Raw genomic sequence first — 19,032 nt, forward strand, 5'->3', positions numbered from 1 at the left:
CCGGGAGCAGCCATGAGCCAGGATTGGGAAGCGGGACGACTGGACAGCGACCTCGAAGGCGTCGGCTTCGACACCCTGGCGGTGCGTGCTGGCCAGCACCGTACGCCGGAGGGCGAGCATGGCGAGGCCATGTTCCTCACCTCCAGCTACGTGTTCCGTAGCGCCGCCGACGCCGCCGCGCGTTTTGCCGGCGAGGTGCCGGGCAACGTCTACTCGCGTTATACCAACCCGACCGTGCGCGCCTTCGAGGAGCGCATCGCCGCCCTGGAGGGCGCCGAGCAGGCGGTCGCCACCGCCTCCGGCATGGCAGCGATCCTGGCCATCGTCATGAGCCAATGCAGCGCCGGCGATCACGTACTGGTGTCGCGCAGCGTGTTCGGCTCGACCATCAGCCTGTTCGAGAAGTACCTGAAGCGCTTCGGCATCGAGGTGGACTACCCGCCGCTGGCCGATCTGGCTGCCTGGGAGGCGGGCTTCAAGCCCAACACCAAGCTGCTGTTCGTCGAGTCGCCGTCCAACCCGCTGGCCGAGCTGGTCGACATCGCCGCCCTGGCGGAGATCGCCCACGCCCGCAAGGCGCTGCTGGTGGTGGACAACTGCTTCTGCACCCCAGCCCTGCAGCAGCCGCTGAAGCTGGGTGCCGACATCATCATGCATTCGGCGACCAAGTACATCGACGGCCAGGGCCGTGGCCTGGGCGGCGTGGTCGCCGGGCGCAAGGCCGAAATGGAGGCGGTGGTGGGCTTCCTGCGCACGGCCGGGCCGACCCTCAGCCCGTTCAACGCCTGGATGTTCCTCAAGGGTCTGGAGACCCTGCGCGTGCGCATGCAGGCCCACAGCGCCAGCGCCCTCCAGCTGGCCCAGTGGCTGGAGACCCAGCCGGGCATCGACAAGGTCTACTACTCCGGCCTGCCCAGCCACCCGCAGCATGAGCTGGCCAAGCGGCAGCAGAGTGCCTTCGGTGCGGTGGTCAGCTTCGAAGTCGCGGGTGGCAAGGAGGCGGCGTGGCGTTTCATCGACGCGACCCGGGTGATCTCGATCACCACCAACCTGGGCGATACCAAGACCACCATCGCCCACCCGGCGACCACCTCCCACGGCCGCCTGTCGCCGCAGGAGCGGGCCAATGCCGGCATTCGCGACAACCTGATCCGCGTCGCCGTGGGCCTGGAAGACCTGGCCGACCTCAAGGCCGATCTGGCCCGCGGGCTCGCCGCCCTCTGAAACGAAAACGCCGCTCATCGAGCGGCGTTTTTCATTCCCTCGACCCTTATTCGTCTGCCTTGCGCAGGTCGATGGCGGCTGCGCCCGGTTTGTCGAACAGGCGCTCGGCATTGCCCGGCAGGGTGCTGTTGCCCTCTTCGTCGGTACCGAGCACGCTGATATCGCTGTACTTCTTGCCGGACAGGGTGGCCATGCCGGCGCGGTCGCGGACCACGGTCGGGCGCAGGAACACCATCAGGTTGCGCTTTATATGGGTTTCCTTGGTGGAGCGGAACAGACGGCCGAGCAGCGGGATATCGCCCAGCAGCGGTACCTTGGAATCGGTGCTGGTGACGTCGTCCTGAATCAGCCCGCCGAGCACGATCACCTGGCCGTCGTCGGCGAGAATCACGCTCTTGATCGAGCGCTTGTTGGTCACCAGGTCCACTGCCTGGGAGTTGACCCCGGTGCTGGGGGCGATGGAGGAGATTTCCTGCTCCACTTCCAGGCGCAGGGTGGCGCCGTCGTTGATGTGCGGGGTGACCTTGAGGGTCACGCCGATATCCTCGCGCTCGATGGTGGTGAAGGGGTTGCTCGAGCCGGCAGCATCGGTGGTGTAGGAACCGGTCTGGAAGGGCACGTTCTGGCCCACCAGGATCTCCGCCTGCTGGTTGTCCAGGGTCAACAGGCTTGGCGTGGACAGCAGGTTGCTCTTGCTGTTGGAGGAGAGGGCGGTGATCAGCGCACCGAAATGATCGGTACCGATGCCGATGATGGCACCATCCGGCAGTGTGACGTTCTCAGGAATCTCGTCTTCCTGGATGGCCCGCAACACGGTGCCCACCGATAGGCCGGTGTTGCCGAAGTTGACCCCGCCCAGGCCACCGGTACCGCCGCGGGCGTCCACCGCCCACTGCACGCCGAGGGCGTCGCTGATATCGCCGGAAATCTCGACGATGGCCGCCTCGACCATCACCTGGGCGCGCGGCACGTCGAGGTTGCGCACGATTTCTTCCAGGGTCGCCACGGTATCCGGCTCGGCCAGCAGGACCAGGGCGTTGAGGCTCTCGTCGGCGCGAATCAGGATGTTCTGCGGCTTGCTGGTGCCGCCCGCTTCGCCACCGCCCTCCGGTGCCTTGAGGCCTTCGGATATGTCGCCGAGGGTTTCGGCCAGGCTCTTGGCATCGCTGTGGCGCAGGCGGATCACCCGGGCATTGGCCGAGCGGGTGCTGGGGATGTCCAGCGAGCGGGCCAGGTTGACTAGGCGCTGACGGGCGGCCGGCGGGCCGAGCAGGATCAGGCGGTTGGTGCGCGCGTCGGCGATCACCCGGGTGCCGGAGCCGTCCTTGCGTTCGTTGCGCATCACCGCGCTGTTCAGCGCCTCGGCGGCGTCCAGCACCCAGGCGTGCTGCAGGTTGATCACGTTGTAGTCGCCGCCACCCTGGGAATCGAGCTGGTCGATCAGCTCGCGGATGCGTTCGATGTTGGCCCGGCGGTCACTGATGATCAGCGCATTGGAGGCGGCCACGGCGGCCAGGTGGCCGTTCTGCGGTACCAGCGGGCGGATCAGCGGGATCAGCTCGTTGACCGAGGTGTGCTGCACCTGGATCAGTTCGGTCTGCACGTCGTCCGGTGCGGCATGGCTGCTGTTGGCGGCGCTGCGCGCCTCGGTGACCGGCACGATGCGCGCCTGGTCGCCCTGGGCCAGCACGCTGAAGCCGTGGGTGCTCATCACCGAGAGGAACAGCTGGTAGACCTCCTCCAGCCCCAGCGGGGTCTTGGAGATCACCGTGACCTGGCCCTTGACCCGTGGATCGACGACGAAGGTCTCGCCGGAGATTTCCGCCACCTGGTCGATGAAGTCGCGAATATCGGCGTCCTTCATGTTGATGGTCCAGGTCTCGGCGCCCTGAGTGGCCGCTGCCGGCTCGGCCGCGATGGCCTGCGGCAGCGGCGCGGCGAGGCAACTCGCGGCCAGCAGCAGGGCGAGGGGAAGGCGTTTCTGCGACAGGAATTTGGAGTCGGTCATGGGCTTTATTCGGCTTCCGGTGTTTCGGGCGTGGGCATGTCGCCTTCGCCTTCCATGCGTTGTTGAAGGTCCTGGATGCGCTGCTGCAAAGCCTGGACGTCCTCGTCCTGCAGCTGTTCCAGTTGCTCGGCGGTCGGTTCCTGCGGTGCGTAGGGATCGGCGGAGTAGGGCGTCAGCGTGGGCGAGCGCAGGGCCGGGAAGTGCAGGCTCTCCTCGCGGCCGCCACGGTCGAGCACGATATGGTCCTTGTGCACGGCCTGCAGGGTGGTGCTGGAGTTGATCTCCTGGCCGACGCCGATGCGCTTGGGCTTGTCGCCGGCGACCTGGATGATGGCCGTGGAACGCTGGGCATCAGGATTGACGAAGCTGGCCAGCAGGGTCATCTGCTGTTTGGTGGGCGGTGCATTCTGATCGCCGACGGGCCGGGCCGGGGTGCCGAACAGGTTCTGCAGCTGTTGCAGGGACACCTGCTGGGGTTGCGCGGCCGTGGTGGCGGCCGGTGCGCTCGGCGCTTCGCTGCGCAGCAGGCGCAGGAGGTCGACGCTCTGCTTGGTCATGCTCAGGGTGATCAGCAGCACCACGAGCAGGCAAAGGCCGGTCACACCATGGCGTTGCAGCCAGGCGGGAAGGCGGATGCTGGTAACGCTCAAAGCATGAATCCCCCGTTATTCTTCTTATTCGTGCGGGCTCTGTTCGGCTCGCATCGGTTGGGCCCGTACTCTGCGGGAGCCGCCAACCATACCGCAAGTATCCTGTCCATGGCGCACCTGCTTGATCTATCTGCGTGCTCGCGCACTGTTGCCGCACGTCGAGTTGCGGCCAGAAGCGTGAAACGTTTCGAAACTTCCTGGAAACGAGCCGCTATCATCGGCCCCCACGTGCTTCCCGTTCAACAATAAAAATAAGCCTGACGGATCACTGCAATGGAAGATCGCAAACCGCCTACCTCGGTTCCCGCGGGGTTTGCCCGTGCTGAGCTACTCGAGTTGCTCAATCACTGCGCGCAATTTCCCCTGACCGTACTGCTGGCGCCCGCCGGCTCCGGCAAGTCCACGCTGCTGGCTCACTGGCAGGCGGGCAGGCCCGGATGCAGTGTGGTGCACTATCCGCTGCAGGCGCGTGACAATGAACCGGTGCGCTTCTTTCGCCACCTGGCCGAGGGCATCCGCGCCCTGGTGGAAGACTTCGACGTTTCCTGGTTCAACCCCTTCGCCGCCGAGATGTACCAGGCGCCCGACGTGGTCGGTGAGTACCTGGCCGATGCGCTCAATCGCATCGACGGCGACCTCTATATCGTCCTCGACGATTTCCAGTTCATCCGTCAGCCAACCATCCTCGAAGTGCTCTCGGCCATGCTCGAGCGCCTGGCGGGCGGTACCCGGGTGGTGCTGTCCGGGCGCAACCATCCGGGCTTCTCCCTCAGCCGGCTGAAGCTGGAGAACAAGCTGCTGTGCATCGACCAGCACGACATGCGCCTGTCGCCGCTGCAGATCCAGCAGCTCAACGCCCACCTCGGCGGGCCCGATCTCAGCCCGGCCTATGTCGACAGTCTGATGGCCATGACCGAGGGCTGGATGGCCGGGGTCAAGGTGGCGCTGCTGGCCTACGCACGTTTCGGCACGGTGGCGTTGGAGCGTTTCAACGGCAGCCAGCCGGAAATAGTCGACTACTTCGGCCATGTGGTGCTCAAGCGCCTGTCGCCGCAGATGCATGACTTCCTGCTCAGCTGCGCGATCTTCGAACGCTTCGACGGCGAGTTGTGCGACCAGGTGCTCGACCGCTCCGGCTCGGCCCTATTGCTGGAAGACCTGGCCGCCCGCGAGCTGTTCCTGCTGCCGGTGGACCAGTTGCCCGGCCACTACCGTTACCACGCGCTGCTGCACGACTTCCTGGCCAAACGCCTGGCCATGCACCAGCCGCAGCAGGTGCCGGTACTGCACCGCCGCGCCGCCCTGCATTTCCATGCCCGTGGCGATCTGGAGCAGACCCTGCAGCATGCCCAGCGCAGTGGCGACCAGGCGCTGTTCCACTGCCTGCTGGAAGAGGCGTGCGAGCAGTGGGTGCGCAGCGGTCACTTCGCCGAAGTGCTGAAGTGGCTGGAGCCGCTCAGCGAGGCCGAGCTGTGCGAACGGCCGCGTCTGCTGGTGCCGATGACCTATGCGCTGACCCTGTCGCGGCGCTTCCACCAGGCGCGCTACTGTGTCGACGAGCTGGCGCAACGCTGCGCCGATCGCCCGGGGCTGGAGGCGCCGACCCGCCAGCTGCTGGCGCTGAACCTGGAGCTGTTCCAGTACGACCTGGCCTTCGACCCCGGCGAGCGCTGGTCGGATCTGCTGGCCCCCGGCATCTCCTCGGACATCCGCGCCCTGGCCCTGACCATCCTGGCCTACCACCACCTGATGCATGGGCGCCTGGAGCAGTCGATCCAGCTGGCCCTGGAGTCCAAGGCGCTGCTGGCGCGCACGGGCCAGCTGTTCCTGGAGAGCTACGCCGACCTGATCATCGCCCTGTGCAACCGCAACGCCGGGCGTGCCACCAGCGCGCGCAAGGATGTCTGCCAGGACTATCAGCGCACCGAGCGCTCGTCGCCGGCCTGGCTCAATCGCGCCACCGCCATGGTGGTGGCCCTGTACGAGCAGAATCAGCTGGCCGCCGCCCAGCAGCTGTGCGAGGACCTGATGGCGATGGTCACTTCGTCCTCGGCCACCGAGACCATCGCCACCGTGCACATCACCCTGTCGCGCCTGCTCTATCGGCGTCAGTCCCAGGGGCGTGCCGGGCGCCTGCTGGAGCAGTTGTCGCGCATCCTGCAGCTGGGCAACTACGCGCGCTTCGCCAGCCAGGTGGCCCAGGAGAGCATGCGCCAGGCCTATCTCGACGGGCGTCCGGCGGCGCTGGACAGCCTGGCCCAGCGCCTGGGCATCGAGGAGCGCCTGGCGGCCGGCGAATGGGAGAAGGTGCGGCCCTACGACGAATGCTGGGAGCGCTACGGCCTGGCCGCGGTGTACTGGCTGGTGATGCGCGGCGCCCAGCCCCGCGCCTGCCGCATCCTCAAGGTGCTGGCGCAGTCGCTGCAGCAGAGCGAGATGAAGGCGCGGGCGCTGGTGGTGGAGGCCAACCTGCTGGTGCAGAGCGCGCCGCAGCAGACCTCTGAACAGCAGATCAAGGCACTGCTGGAACTGGTGGCGCGCTTCGGCATCGTCAATATCAACCGTTCGGTGTTCGACGAGGCGCCCGGTTTCGCCGAGGCGGTGTTCGGCCTGCTGCGCTCGGGCCAGCTGCAGGTGCCGGAGGCCTACAGCGAGGCCTATGCCGAATTCCTCCTGGCCGAGAGCCAGGCGCCCTCGGCGTCGCTGCCGGACCTGGTGAGCCTGCTAACCGACAAGGAGGCGGAGATCTTCGCCTGCCTGCTCAGGGGGCTGTCCAACACGGAAATCAGTGTCAGCACCGGCATCGCCCTGTCCACCACCAAGTGGCACCTGAAGAACATCTACTCGAAGCTCAATCTCTCCGGTCGCACCGAGGCCATTCTCAGCATGCAGCAACGCAACAGCTGACGAATGGTGCACCTATTGCGCTCTGCCCCTCCCCGGGGAGGGGGGAGGGGGGCGCACAAATCCCTAATCTCCCGCCAGCCGGAAAACCGGCATTCAACCGTATTAGTACAAGAAGAATCGGGAGATACCGCCATGTCTGTTTGGGTCACATGGCCGAGCTTGGTCAAGTTCGGCACTCTGGGCATCTACGCCGCCCTGATCTCACTCGCGCTGGAGCGCGACGTGCTGTTCAAGGAAAACCTTTTCGACGTCGACAACCTGCCTGCCGCCAACGCCAAGATCACCTGTGATGCGCGCAGTCAGGTGGCGCGTACCGAGGACGGTACCTGTAACATCCTCGCCAACCCCGCCGAGGGTTCGGTCTACCGCCGCTTCGGCCGCAACGTGAACCCCGCAGTGACCCATGGCGAAACCGAATCCGACACGCTGCTCAGCCCCAACCCGCGGGAAGTGAGTAACGTGCTGATGGCCCGCGGCGAGTTCAAGCCGGCGCCCAGCCTCAACTTCATTGCCGCGTCCTGGATCCAGTTCATGGTGCATGACTGGGTAGAGCACGGCCCCAACAGCGAATCCAACCCGATCCAGGTCCCGCTGCCGGCCGGCGACGTGCTGGGCAGCGGCAATCTCTCCGTACGCCGCACCCAGCCCGACCCGACCCGCACCGCCGCCGAAGCCGGCAAGCCGGCCACCTACCGCAACCACAACACCCACTGGTGGGACGGTTCGCAGCTGTATGGCAGCGACAAGGCCACCAACGACAAGGTGCGTTCCTTCGTCGACGGCAAGCTGAAGATCAACCCGGACGGCACCCTGCCGACCGAGTTCATCAGCGGCAAGCCGGTCACCGGTTTCAACGAGAACTGGTGGGTCGGTCTGAGCATGCTGCACCAGCTGTTCACCAAGGAGCACAACGCCATCGCGTCGATGCTCAAGCAGAAGTACCCGGACAAGAACGATCAGTGGCTGTATGACCACGCGCGCCTGGTCAACGCCGCGCTGATGGCCAAGATCCACACCGTGGAGTGGACCCCGGCGGTGATTGCCAACCCGGTCACCGAGCGTGCCATGTACGCCAACTGGTGGGGCCTGCTGGGCTCTGGCCCGAACCGCGACAAGTACCAGGCCGAAGCCCGCATGCTGCAGGAGGACCTGGCCGGCTCGAATTCCTTCGTTCTGCGCATCTTGGGCATCGACCCGACCAACGTTGGCAGCTCGACCATCTCTCATGCCCTGAGCGGCATCGTCGGCTCGACCAATCCGAACAACTACGGCGTGCCCTACACGCTGACCGAGGAGTTCGTCGCGGTATACCGCATGCACCCGCTGATGCGTGACAAGGTCGACGTCTATGACATCGGCTCCAACACCATCTCGCGCTCCGTGCAGCTGCAGAACACCCGTGATCGCGACGCCGAGAACCTGCTCAACGGCGAGCATCCGGATCGCCTGTGGTACTCCTTCGGTATCACCAACCCGGGATCGCTGACCCTCAACAACTACCCGAACTTCCTGCGCAATCTGTCGATTCCGCTGGTCGGCAACATCGACCTGGCGACCATCGACGTACTGCGTGATCGCGAACGTGGCGTACCGCGCTACAACGAGTTCCGTCGCGAGATCGGCCTCAACCCGATCACCAAGTTCGAAGACCTGACCACCGACCCGGCCACCCTGGCCAACCTCAAGCGTGTGTACGGCAACGACATCGAGAAGATCGACACCCTGGTCGGCATGCTGGCCGAGACCGTGCGTCCGGACGGCTTCGCCTTCGGCGAAACGGCCTTCCAGATCTTCATCATGAACGCCTCGCGCCGCCTGATGACCGACCGCTTCTACACCAAGGACTACCGCCCGGAGATCTACACTGCGGAAGGCCTGGCCTGGGTCGAAAACACCACCATGGTCGATGTGATCAAGCGTCACAACCCGCAACTCGACAGCAGCCTGGTGGGTGTACAGAACGCCTTCAAACCCTGGGGTCTGAACATCCCGGCCGACTACCAGACCTGGCCGGCCAAGGCCAAGCAGGACAACCTGTGGGTCAACGGTGCCATGCGCACCCAGTACGCCGAAGGTGAGCTGCCGCCGCTGGAGGGCATCAATACCTCGGCCCTGCTGGCCAACACCCTGTGGAAGAAGGTGCGTGAAGAGGGTGACGTGGTGCCGGCCGATTACGAGAAGGGCATGCACCAGCGTGGCGTGATGGCCAAGGTCAAGTTCAACCCCGTGGCCGGCAATCCATACACCGGTCTGTTCCAGGGCGCGGATAACGGCCTGCTGCGCCTGTCGCTGGCTGCCGATCCGTCTGGTGGCAGTGTGCAACCCGGCATGGCCTGGAAGGCCTTCGTCGATGGCAAGCCTTCGCGCAACGTCTCGGCACTGGCCAGCTGGAGCGGCCAGGGGCAGAACTACAACTTCTTTGCCAATGAAATGTCGCAGATCGTCCTGCCGGAAGGCACCGACAACTTCGGTCTGCAGGTGCTGTTCGCCGCAGTGACGCTGAAACCGACCCAGCTGCGCGTGGACGACATGGCCGAAGTGACCCAGACCGGTCAGGCCGTCACCGCGGTCAAGGCGCCGACGCAGATCTACTTCGTGCCGAAGCCGGAACTGCGCAGCCTCTTCTCCACCGCGGCCCACGATTTCCGCAGCGACCTGGTGACCCTCACTGCCGGTACCAAGCTGTATGACGTGTACGCCACCTCGATGGAGATCAAGACCTCGATCATCCCGTCCACCAACCGTAGCTACGCCCAGCAGCGTCGCAACAGCGCGGTGAAGATCGGCGAGATGGAGCTGACCTCGCCGTTCATCGCCTCGTCCTTCGGCGACAACGGCGTGTTCTTCAAGCACCAGCGCAGCGAAGACAAGTAATACGCTCCCTGCAGTACCAGAACCCCGGCAAAATGCCGGGGTTCTTTTTTGTCTGCCCGACGTATTCCGACCCACGGCCATAACAATTCGCCGCTAGCGTTGTCGCTGTTTGTACAAACCTGCGAAATCCGCACTGCAGTTTTGCCTGGAAATCCGTTAACTTGACGCCTCAGTCGTGCCGCATAACAACAAAAACAACAGCTAGATGGATCTTCTGTTTCAGGAACGGGCCCGCACATGTCCACCGATACCCACGCCGCACTAGCGGCCCCGGCAGGTCCGGCCTTGCGCTCCCTGCCATTCGCCTTCGCCAAGCGCCACGGCGTTCTGCTGCGCGAGCCTTTCGGTCAGGCGCAGCTGCAGGTGCGTCGTGGCGCCAGCCTGGCGGCCGTGCAGGAGGCCCAGCGCTTCGCCGGCCGTGTTCTGCCGCTGCACTGGCTCGAGCCGGAGGCCTTCGAGCAGGAACTGACCCTGGCCTACCAGCGCGACTCCTCCGAGGTACGGCAGATGGCCGAGGGCCTCGGCGCCGAACTCGACCTGGCCAGCCTGGCCGAACTCACCCCCGAATCCGGCGACCTGCTGGAGCAGGAAGACGACGCGCCGATCATCCGCCTGATCAACGCCATCTTGAGCGAGGCGATCAAGGCCGGCGCCTCCGACATCCACCTGGAAACCTTCGAGAAACGTCTGGTCGTGCGCTTCCGCGTCGACGGCATCCTGCGCGAAGTGATCGAGCCGCGTCGCGAACTGGCCGCGCTGCTGGTGTCGCGGGTCAAGGTCATGGCGCGCCTGGACATCGCCGAGAAGCGCGTGCCGCAGGATGGTCGCATCTCGCTCAAGGTCGGCGGCCGCGAAGTGGATATCCGTGTATCCACACTGCCCTCGGCCAACGGCGAGCGCGTGGTACTGCGTCTGCTCGACAAGCAGGCCGGACGCCTGTCGCTGCAACACCTGGGCATGAGCGAGCGCGACCGCCGCCTGCTCGACGACAACCTGCGCAAGCCCCACGGCATCATCCTGGTCACCGGCCCCACCGGCTCGGGCAAGACCACCACCCTGTATGCCGGCCTGGTCACCCTCAATGACCGCTCGCGCAACATCCTCACGGTGGAAGACCCGATCGAGTATTACCTGGAAGGCATCGGACAGACCCAGGTCAACCCGAGGGTGGACATGACCTTCGCCCGCGGCCTGCGCGCCATCCTGCGCCAGGACCCGGACGTGGTGATGGTCGGTGAGATCCGCGACCAGGAAACCGCCGACATCGCCGTGCAGGCCTCGCTGACCGGTCACCTGGTGCTGTCCACCCTGCACACCAACAGCGCCGTCGGCGCCGTCACCCGCCTGGTGGACATGGGCGTCGAACCCTTCCTGCTGTCCTCGTCGCTGCTGGGCGTGTTGGCACAGCGCCTGGTGCGCGTGCTCTGCCCGCACTGCCGCGAGGCGCGCCCGGCCGACGAGGCCGAATGCGGCCTGCTCGGCCTAGATCCGCACAGCCAGCCGCAGATCTACCACGCCAAGGGCTGCCCCGAATGCCACCAGCAGGGTTACCGCGGCCGGACCGGCATCTACGAACTGGTGATCTTCGACGACAAGATGCGCACCCTGGTGCACAACGGTGTCGGCGAGCAGGAACTGCTGCGCCATGCCCGCAGCCTCGGTCCGAGCATCCGCGACGACGGTCGGCGCAAGGTGCTGGAAGGGGTGACCACCCTGGAAGAAGTCCTGCGTGTGACTCGAGAAGACTGATGGCCGCCTTCGAATACGTTGCCCTCGACACCAAGGGCCGCCAGCAGAAAGGCGTACTGGAGGCCGACAGCGCCCGCCAGGTACGCCAGCTGCTGCGCGAGAAACAGCTGGCGCCACTGCAGGTGGAGCCGGCGCACCGCAAGGAACACAGCGAGAGCTCGGGCGGCTTCAGCCTGCGCCGTGGCCTGTCGGCCCGCGACCTGGCCCTGGTCACCCGCCAGCTGGCGACTCTGATCGGCGCCGCATTGCCCATCGAGGAAGCGCTGCGCGCCGCCGCAGCCCAGTCTCGCCAGCCGCGTATCCAGTCGATGCTGATCGCCGTGCGCGCCAAGGTGCTCGAGGGTCACAGCCTGGCCAATGCCCTCGGTTCATTTCCTGCTGCCTTCCCCGAGCTGTACCGCGCCACCGTGGCGGCCGGCGAGCATGCCGGGCATCTGGCGCCGGTGCTGGAGCAGCTGGCCGACTACACCGAGCAACGCCAGCAGTCGCGGCAGAAGATCCAGATGGCGCTGCTCTACCCGGTGATCCTGATGCTGGCCTCGCTGGGCATCGTCGGCTTCCTGCTCGGCTACGTGGTGCCGGACGTGGTGCGGGTGTTCGTCGACTCCGGGCAGACCCTGCCGGCGCTGACCCGCGGCCTGATCCTGCTCAGCGAACTGGTCAAGGCCTGGGGCGCGCTGGTCATCGTGCTCGCCGTACTCGGCGTGATCGCCTTCCGCCGCGCCTTGCGCAACGACGATCTGCGTCGGCGCTGGCACGCCTTCCTGCTGCGCCTGCCGCTGATCGGCGGGCTGATCGCGGCTACCGAGACGGCACGCTTCGCCTCGACCCTGGCCATCCTGGTGCGCAGCGGCGTGCCGCTGGTGGAGGCCCTGGCCATCGGCGCCGAAGTGGTGAGCAACCGCATCATCCGCACCGACGTGGCCAACGCCACCCAGCGTGTGCGTGAGGGCGGCAGCCTGTCGCGGGCCCTGGAGGCCAGCCGGCAGTTCCCGCCGATGATGCTGCACATGATCGCCAGCGGCGAACGCTCGGGCGAGCTGGACCAGATGCTGGCGCGCACCGCGCGCAACCAGGAGAACGACCTGGCGGCCACCATCGGCCTGCTGGTGGGGCTGTTCGAGCCGTTCATGCTGGTGTTCATGGGAGCGGTGGTGCTGGTGATCGTACTGGCCATCCTCCTGCCGATTCTTTCTCTGAACCAACTGGTGGGTTGATTGATGAACAAAGACAGACTGAGCGAAAACGTCGCGAGCGCAGGCCAGGCTAGGCGAAACCAGGCGAAGCAGCGGAGTTTACAAGTCGTAAATGAGCATGCTGAGCCTGGTTTCAACGACGCATCGCCAAGCGCAGTAGTTTTCGCATCGTCTAGGCAAAGCGGTTTCACCCTGATCGAGATCATGGTGGTGGTGGTCATCCTCGGCATCCTCGCCGCCCTGGTGGTGCCGCAGGTGATGGGTCGCCCGGACCAGGCCAAGGTCACCGCGGCGCAGAACGACATCCGTGCTATCGGTGCGGCGCTGGACATGTACAAGCTGGACAACCAGAACTACCCGAGCACCCAGCAGGGCCTCGAGGCGCTGGTGAAGAAGCCCACCGGCAACCCGCCGGCGAAGAACTGGAACACCGAAGGCTACCTGAAGCGGCTGCCGGTCGATCCGTGGGGCAATCAGTACCTGTACCTGTCGCCGGGTACCCGCAGCAAGATCGACCTGTACAGCCTGGGCGCCGACGGCCAGGAAGGCGGCGACGGTACCAATGCCGATATCGGTAACTGGGACCTCTGATTTCCGATGCGGCGAGTGCGCGGGTTTACGCTGATCGAGCTACTGGTGGTGCTGGTGCTGCTCGGCGTGCTGACCAGCCTCGCCGTGATCGGCAGCGGTCTGGCCAGCAGCCCCGCACGCAAGCTCAATGATGAGGCCGAGCGGCTCAACAGCCTGCTGCGGGTGTTGCTCGACGAGGCGGTGCTGGATAACCGCGAGTACGGCGTGCGTTTCGAGACGCACAGCTACCAGGTGCTGCGCTACGAGCCGCTGAAGTCGCGCTGGGAGCCTCTGGATAACAGGGTTCACGAGTTGCCGGAGTGGGTCCAGCTGAGCATCGAGGTGGAAGACCAGAATATCGGCCTGCCGACGGCCAAGGGTGACAAGGACAAGTCCGCACCCAAGCCGCCGCAGCTGCTGATCCTCTCCAGTGGCGAGCTGACGCCTTTCACCCTGCGTCTGGCCGGTGGTCGCGAACGTGGCGCACCGGTGCTGCTGCTGAGCAGCGACGGCTTCGCCGAGCCGGAGCTGAAGCCGGAAAATGCCAAGGGTCGCTCCGGATGAAGCGTGGCCGTGGCTTTACCCTGCTCGAGGTGCTGGTGGCCCTGGCGATCTTTGCCGTGGTCGCCGCCAGTGTGCTCAGCGCCAGCGCCCGCTCGCTGAAGACCGCTGCCCGGCTGGAGGACAAGACCTTCGCCACCTGGCTGGCGGACAACCGTCTGCAGGACATCCAGCTGGCGGACAGTCCTCCCGGCGAGGGGCGCGAGCAGGGCGAGGAGACCTACGCCGGGCGCCGCTGGATGTGGCAGAGCGAAGTGCAGGCCACCAGCGAGCCGGAGATGCTGCGCGTCACCGTGCGGGTGGCGCTGCGCCCCGAGCGCGGCCTGCGCGGCAAGATCGAGGACAACGCGCTAGTCACCCTCAGCGGCTTCGTCGGGGTCGAGCCATGAGGCAGCGTGGCTTCACCCTGCTGGAGGTGCTGATCGCCATCGCCATCTTCGCCCTGCTGGCCATGGCCACCTACCGCATGCTCGACAGCGTGATGCAGACCGACCGCGGCCAGCGCGAGCAGGAGCAGCGTCTGCGCGAACTGACCAAGGCCATGGCCGCCTTCGAGCGCGATCTGCTGCAGGTGAATGCGCGCCCGGTACGTGATCCGCTGGGCGACCCGCTGCCGTCCATGCGTGGCGACAGCGGGCGCGATACGCAACTGGAGTTCACTCGCAGCGGCTGGCGCAATCCGCTCGGTCAGCCGCGTGCCACCTTGCAGCGGGTGCGCTGGCAGCTGGAAGGCGAGCGCTGGCAGCGTGCCTATTGGTCGGTACTGGACCAGGCTCAGGACAGCCAGCCGCGGGTGCAGCAGGCGCTGGACGGGGTCAAGCGCTTCGAGCTGCGCTTTCTCGATGAAGAGGGGCGCTGGCTGCAGAGCTGGCCGGCGGCCAACAGTCGCGCCGACGAGGCGCTGCGCCAGCTGCCCAAGGCCGTCGAGCTGACCATCGAGCACCGTTACTACGGTGAACTGCGGCGCCTCTGGCGCATGCCGGAGATGCCGCCGCAGGAGCAGGTCACGCCGCCCAATGGTGAGGATGGGGGAGAGGACGGCGGCGAGCTGTTGCCGGAAGAGCCCAGCCCGGAGCTGCCTCAGGAGCCGCAAGGATGAGGCGCCAGCGCGGAGTCGCGCTGATCACCGTGCTGCTGGTGGTGGCGCTGGTGACCATCATTTGCGCCGCACTGCTGCTGCGCCAGCAGCTGGCGATCCGCAGCACCGGCAACCAGTTGCTGGTGCGCCAGGCGCAGTACTACGCCGAGGGCGGCGAGCTGCTGGCCAAGGCCATGTTGCGGCGCGATGTGAGCACCGACCAGGTGGATCACCTGGCCGAGCCCTGGGCCAACCCCAAGCTGAGTTTCCCGCTGGACGAAGGCGGCGAGCTGCGCCTGCGCATCGAGGACCTGTCCGGGCGCTTCAACCTCAACAGCCTGGCCGCCGATGGCGAGGCCGGAAAACAGGCGCTGTTGCGGCTGCGCCGCCTTCTGCAGACATTGCAGCTGAGCCCTGCCTATGCCGATCGCCTGCTCGACTGGGTCGATGGCGATCAGGACCCCGGCGGCATGTCCGGCGCCGAGGACGATCAGTACCTGCTGCTGAAGCCGCCCTACCGGACCGGAGTAGGGCGCATCGCCGATATCTCCGAACTGCGCCTGCTGCTGGGCATGAGCGAGACCGACTACCGGCGTCTGGCGCCCTTCGTCAGTGCGCTGCCGAGAGACATCGGGCTGAATATCAATACCGCCAGTGCCCAGGTGCTGGCCTGCCTGGGGGACAACATCCCCGAGTCGGCGCTGAAGACCGTTATCGAAGGGCGCGGGCGTACCGGTTACCGCGATACCGCTGCGTTCACCCAGCAGCTGACCGCCTATGCGGTGAGCCCGCAGGGGTTGCTCACCGGTAGCCAATATTTTCGTGTCACCACCGAAGTGCTGCTGGGTGACCGGCGCCAGGTGCTGGCCAGCTATCTGCAACGTGGTAATGATGGGCGCGTGCGGGTCATGGCGCGCGATCTGGGGCAGGAGGGCTTGGCGCCCATGCCCGTCGAGGAGTCCGAGGAATGAGTCTGCTCAGCGTTTTTCTTTCGCCACAGGCCTGTGCCGAAACGGCGGCCGATCTGCCGGTCTGGCGGGTCGATGGCGATATCTGCAGCCAGCGCCCCTTCGCCGAAGCGCTGCCGCGTGAGGATCAGGTCTGGCGCCTGGTGCTGCCGGTGGAGGCGGTGACCGTCTGCGCCGTACAGCTGCCCACCACCAAGGCGCGCTGGTTGCAGAAGGCCTTGCCGTTCGCCGTGGAGGAGCTGCTGGCCGAAGACGTGGAGCAGTTCCACCTGAGCGTCGGCGGCCAGCTGGCCGACGGCCGTCATCGGGTCTATGCGGTGCGCCGTGCCTGGCTGTCCGGCTGGCTGGCGCTGTGTGGCGACAACCCGCCGCAGCGTATCGAGGTGGATGCAGATCTGCTGGTCGAGGAGGGCAGCCAACTGCTGTGCCTGGGTGAGCGCTGGCTGCTCGGTGGCACCGGTGAGGCGCGCCTGGCCCTGCGCAGCGAGGACTGGTCGCAACTGGCAGGTCTCTGCCCATCGCCGCGGGTTGCCTATGTGGCGAGCGGCCAAGCGGCGCCCGTGGACGTCGATGAGACTCACGAAGTGGCCCAGCCGTTGTCCTGGCTGGCCCAGCAGCGCGCGCAGTGCAATCTGGCTCAGGGCCCGTTTGCCCGGCGCGAGCCGTCCGGTCAGTGGCAGCGCTGGAGGCCACTGGCTGCGCTGGTCGGCCTGTGCCTGGTACTGCAATGGGGTTTCAATCTGGCCCAGGGCTGGTACCTGCAGCGCGAGGGCGAGCGCTATGCCCAGGCCAGTCAGGAGTTGTACCGCGAGCTATTTCCCGACGACAACAAGCTGATCAACCTGCGCGCGCAATTCGACCAGCATCTCGCCGAGGCCGAAGGAGGAGGGCAGAGCCAGCTGCTCAGCCTGCTCGACCAGGCTGCCGCGGCGATCAATCAGGAGGGCGCGAAGGTGCAGGTGCAGCAGCTGGACTTCAATGCCCAGCGCGGCGACCTGGCGCTCAACCTGCAGGCCAACGACTTTGCCTCGCTGGAGAGCCTGCGTACGCGCCTGCAGGAGGCCGGCCTGGCGGTGGACATGGGCTCGGCGAGCCGTGAAGACAGTGGCGTCAGCGCACGCCTGGTGATTGGAGGTAATGGATGAGTGGCTTGGCTTCGCAACTGCAGGCGCGGATTGCCCATCATCCGCTGACCGCCCGCTGGCAGGGGATGCCGGCGCGTGACCGTCTGGCACTGGTGCTGCTCGGCGGCTTCCTGGCGCTGGTGCTGCTCTATCTGCTGGTGTGGCGGCCGGTCAGCCAGAACCTGGAGCAGGCGCGCAGCTTCCTCCAGCAGCAGCGGGCGCTGCATGCCTACCTGCAGGAGCATGCGCCGCAGGTGCGCTCGCTGCAGGGACGCCCGCAGGTCAGCATCGACGCTACCGCCTTGCAGGGCCTGGTGACCGGCAGCGCCGCCAGCCAGGGGCTGAATGTCGAGCGCCTGGACAACCAGGGCGACGGTGGCCTGCAGGTCAGCCTGCAACCCACCGAGTTCGCGCGCCTGTTGCGCTGGCTGGTGAGCCTGGAGGAGCAGGGCGTGCGAGTCGACGAGGCGGGGCTGGAACGGGCCGAGAAGGGGCTGGTGACCACCCGCCTGCTGCTGCGCGCGGGTTGATGCCGTTGCACCAGACGGGTGCCCTTGGCACCCGAATCGGGCATGAGCAAGACAGTCGCGAAAATCGATCCCGGAGAAAAATTTCAAGCAGGGTGTTGACTTAGCCAAGGCCTCTGCGTAAATTGCGCCACCTCGCAAGGCTACTCGGGTGATTAGCTCAGCCGGGAGAGCATCTGCCTTACAAGCAGAGGGTCGGCGGTTCGATCCCGTCATCACCCACCATATCTCTTGCGAGACCGACGCGCAGCGGTAGTTCAGTCGGTTAGAATACCGGCCTGTCACGCCGGGGGTCGCGGGTTCGAGTCCCGTCCGCTGCGCCATATATAGAGAAGCCCTCAGTTCGCAAGAACTGGGGGCTTTTCGCATCTGGTGGAAAATTTTCGCCGTCACCGTTTTGTCATCGGGAATCTTCAGTCTGTTGGCATGGTCTTTGTTTCAATCAAGACCTAACGACAGGAGGAAGAACCTATGGATGACTATGTCGAAGAGCTTCTCGAGTCCCGCGCCATCGAGCAGGACCCGGCCGAACCGGCCGAAGACGCCACCGAGCTTTAACCTGCCTGCAGGCGCTGGCTGCGGCGGAACTCCCCGGGAGTCTGCCCGCTCCAGCGCTTGAAGGCGCGCTGGAAGGCCTCTGCCGAGGCGAAGCCGAGCAGGTAGGCGATCTCGCCGAAGGCCAGTTCGGTATCGCGGATATAGGCCATCGCCAGATCCCGCCGCGTCTCATTGAGCAGGGTACGGAACTGCGTGCCTTCCTCGGCCAGCTTGCGCCTCAGCGTCCAGCTGGGTAATTGCAGTTTCCTCGCCACTTCGTCCAGCTCCGGCTCGCGGCCATGCAGCATCGGCCCCAGCAGGTGGGTGATGCGCTCGCGCAGGCTGCGGGTGCGGGTCAGCTGTTCCAGCTCCCGTTCGGCCAGTTCCAGCAGCTGCTGCCAGGTGCTGGGGCAGTGCTGAGCGAGGGGCTGATCCAGGCTGGCGTTGGCCAGGCGTAGACGGTTATGGGCGGCGCCGAATTCCACCGGGCAGCCGAAGCAGGTTTCGTAGCGCTCGGCATAGTCTGGCGCGGGGAACTCGATCTCCACCCGCTCCACCGTAAGCGTCTCGCCGAGCAGGGCGCCGAGCTGGTGGCGCCAGCTGGACAGCACCGAGTCCACCACGAACCGATTGAAGTCGTTGTACGGACTGATCGAGTAGAAGCTCAGCCAGGCGCCGCCGGCGTCTTCGGTGAAGCTCGACTGGCCGCGGTAGTTGTGGGCGTAGAGCGGCTCGAAGCGGATCAGCGTGCGTGCCGCCTCGCGCAGCGTAGGTGCCTGTCCGGCCGTGACACCCGCCAGGCCGGCCTGGCTGATATGGCTGTGGCGTCCCATCTCCAGGCCCAGGGCGCGATCGCCACTCAGGCCGATGGCGCTGTGGCCCAGGCGCATGTAGCGCGGGATCGACAGACGCTCGCGCGGCAGGGCCAGGCGGGCGGCGTCCAGGCGGAACTGGCGCAGCAGGTCGTCGGCGGCCAGGCCTTTCTCGGCCAGGGCGGCCACCAGGCCGTGGACGAAGGCGACGGACAGGTCGCCGAGGCGCACGCGGCTCGGTTTCATC

The 19,032-nt window shown here is 66.1% G+C and carries 14 protein-coding genes, 2 tRNA genes and 1 pseudogene; 14 read left to right on the forward strand and 3 right to left on the reverse strand.

What is annotated here, in order from left to right; translation table 11 throughout:
- The first annotated feature begins 12 nt into the window (after nt 1-12).
- Nucleotides 13-1,224, forward strand: a complete 1,212-nt coding sequence (locus FFS62_RS09255) for an O-succinylhomoserine sulfhydrylase (protein WP_137972540.1) — start codon at nt 13-15, stop codon at nt 1,222-1,224.
- A gap of 46 nt (nt 1,225-1,270) precedes the next feature.
- Here FFS62_RS09255 and gspD read toward each other — a convergent pair whose 3' ends face one another.
- On the reverse strand, nt 1,271-3,232 hold the full coding sequence (gspD, locus tag FFS62_RS09260; RefSeq protein ID WP_137972541.1) for a type II secretion system secretin GspD: 1,962 nt from the start codon (nt 3,230-3,232) through the stop codon (nt 1,271-1,273).
- 5 nt (nt 3,233-3,237) lie between these two features.
- The gene (locus FFS62_RS09265) at nt 3,238-3,882 is read right to left on the reverse strand and encodes a type II secretion system protein N (protein WP_137972542.1); all 645 of its coding nucleotides are present in this window, start codon (nt 3,880-3,882) and stop codon (nt 3,238-3,240) included.
- Nucleotides 3,883-4,155: 273 nt separating this feature from the next.
- Here FFS62_RS09265 and FFS62_RS09270 point away from each other — a divergent pair, with 273 nt between their 5' ends.
- From FFS62_RS09270 to FFS62_RS09330, 13 genes and pseudogenes are all read left to right on the forward strand, one after another.
- Entirely contained in the window at nt 4,156-6,789 is a 2,634-nt protein-coding gene (locus FFS62_RS09270) for a LuxR C-terminal-related transcriptional regulator (RefSeq protein ID WP_137972543.1), read from the forward strand.
- Nucleotides 6,790-6,921: 132 nt separating this feature from the next.
- Complete coding sequence (locus tag FFS62_RS09275; protein WP_137972544.1) at nt 6,922-9,663, forward strand: peroxidase family protein; 2,742 nt, start codon at nt 6,922-6,924, stop codon at nt 9,661-9,663.
- 237 nt (nt 9,664-9,900) lie between these two features.
- Complete coding sequence (gene gspE / locus FFS62_RS09280; protein WP_137972545.1) at nt 9,901-11,412, forward strand: type II secretion system ATPase GspE; 1,512 nt, start codon at nt 9,901-9,903, stop codon at nt 11,410-11,412.
- Nucleotides 11,412-12,629 carry a GspF family T2SS innner membrane protein variant XcpS gene (gene xcpS / locus FFS62_RS09285; RefSeq protein WP_137972546.1) on the forward strand — a complete coding sequence of 406 codons (1,218 nt, stop codon included), beginning with the start codon at nt 11,412-11,414 and terminating at the stop codon, nt 12,627-12,629. Before gspE ends, xcpS begins: the two co-directional genes overlap by 1 nt.
- 153 nt (nt 12,630-12,782) lie before the next feature.
- Nucleotides 12,783-13,199 (forward strand): annotated as a pseudogene (gene gspG / locus FFS62_RS09290) (type II secretion system major pseudopilin GspG); the annotation flags it as partial.
- 6 nt (nt 13,200-13,205) lie between these two features.
- Nucleotides 13,206-13,742 (forward strand): type II secretion system minor pseudopilin GspH, encoded by a 537-nt coding sequence (gene gspH / locus FFS62_RS09295; RefSeq protein ID WP_137972548.1) that lies wholly within the window; start codon nt 13,206-13,208, stop codon nt 13,740-13,742.
- Nucleotides 13,739-14,128, forward strand: a complete 390-nt coding sequence (gspI, locus tag FFS62_RS09300; RefSeq protein ID WP_137972549.1) for a type II secretion system minor pseudopilin GspI — start codon at nt 13,739-13,741, stop codon at nt 14,126-14,128. The genes gspH and gspI overlap by 4 nt, the downstream gene beginning before the upstream one ends.
- On the forward strand, nt 14,125-14,838 hold the full coding sequence (gspJ, locus tag FFS62_RS09305) for a type II secretion system minor pseudopilin GspJ (protein WP_137972550.1): 714 nt from the start codon (nt 14,125-14,127) through the stop codon (nt 14,836-14,838). The genes gspI and gspJ overlap by 4 nt, the downstream gene beginning before the upstream one ends.
- Nucleotides 14,835-15,788, forward strand: a complete 954-nt coding sequence (gspK, locus tag FFS62_RS09310; protein ID WP_137972551.1) for a type II secretion system minor pseudopilin GspK — start codon at nt 14,835-14,837, stop codon at nt 15,786-15,788. The genes gspJ and gspK overlap by 4 nt, the downstream gene beginning before the upstream one ends.
- Nucleotides 15,785-16,930 carry a type II secretion system protein GspL gene (gene gspL, locus FFS62_RS09315; protein ID WP_137972552.1) on the forward strand — a complete coding sequence of 382 codons (1,146 nt, stop codon included), beginning with the start codon at nt 15,785-15,787 and terminating at the stop codon, nt 16,928-16,930. Before gspK ends, gspL begins: the two co-directional genes overlap by 4 nt.
- Nucleotides 16,927-17,439 carry a type II secretion system protein M gene (locus FFS62_RS09320; protein ID WP_137972553.1) on the forward strand — a complete coding sequence of 171 codons (513 nt, stop codon included), beginning with the start codon at nt 16,927-16,929 and terminating at the stop codon, nt 17,437-17,439. The genes gspL and FFS62_RS09320 overlap by 4 nt, the downstream gene beginning before the upstream one ends.
- Nucleotides 17,440-17,585: 146 nt before the next feature.
- Nucleotides 17,586-17,661, forward strand: a tRNA-Val gene (locus FFS62_RS09325).
- Between the two features lie 21 nt (nt 17,662-17,682).
- Nucleotides 17,683-17,759 (forward strand) — tRNA-Asp (locus FFS62_RS09330).
- 231 nt (nt 17,760-17,990) lie between these two features.
- Here the strand turns inward: FFS62_RS09330 and FFS62_RS09335 are convergent.
- Entirely contained in the window at nt 17,991-19,031 is a 1,041-nt protein-coding gene (locus FFS62_RS09335) for an AraC family transcriptional regulator (protein ID WP_137972554.1), read from the reverse strand.
- Nucleotide 19,032 lies beyond the last annotated feature (1 nt).

The organism is Pseudomonas sp. F(2018), from assembly GCF_005508865.1.
In the GTDB taxonomy this organism is placed as follows: domain Bacteria; phylum Pseudomonadota; class Gammaproteobacteria; order Pseudomonadales; family Pseudomonadaceae; genus Aquipseudomonas.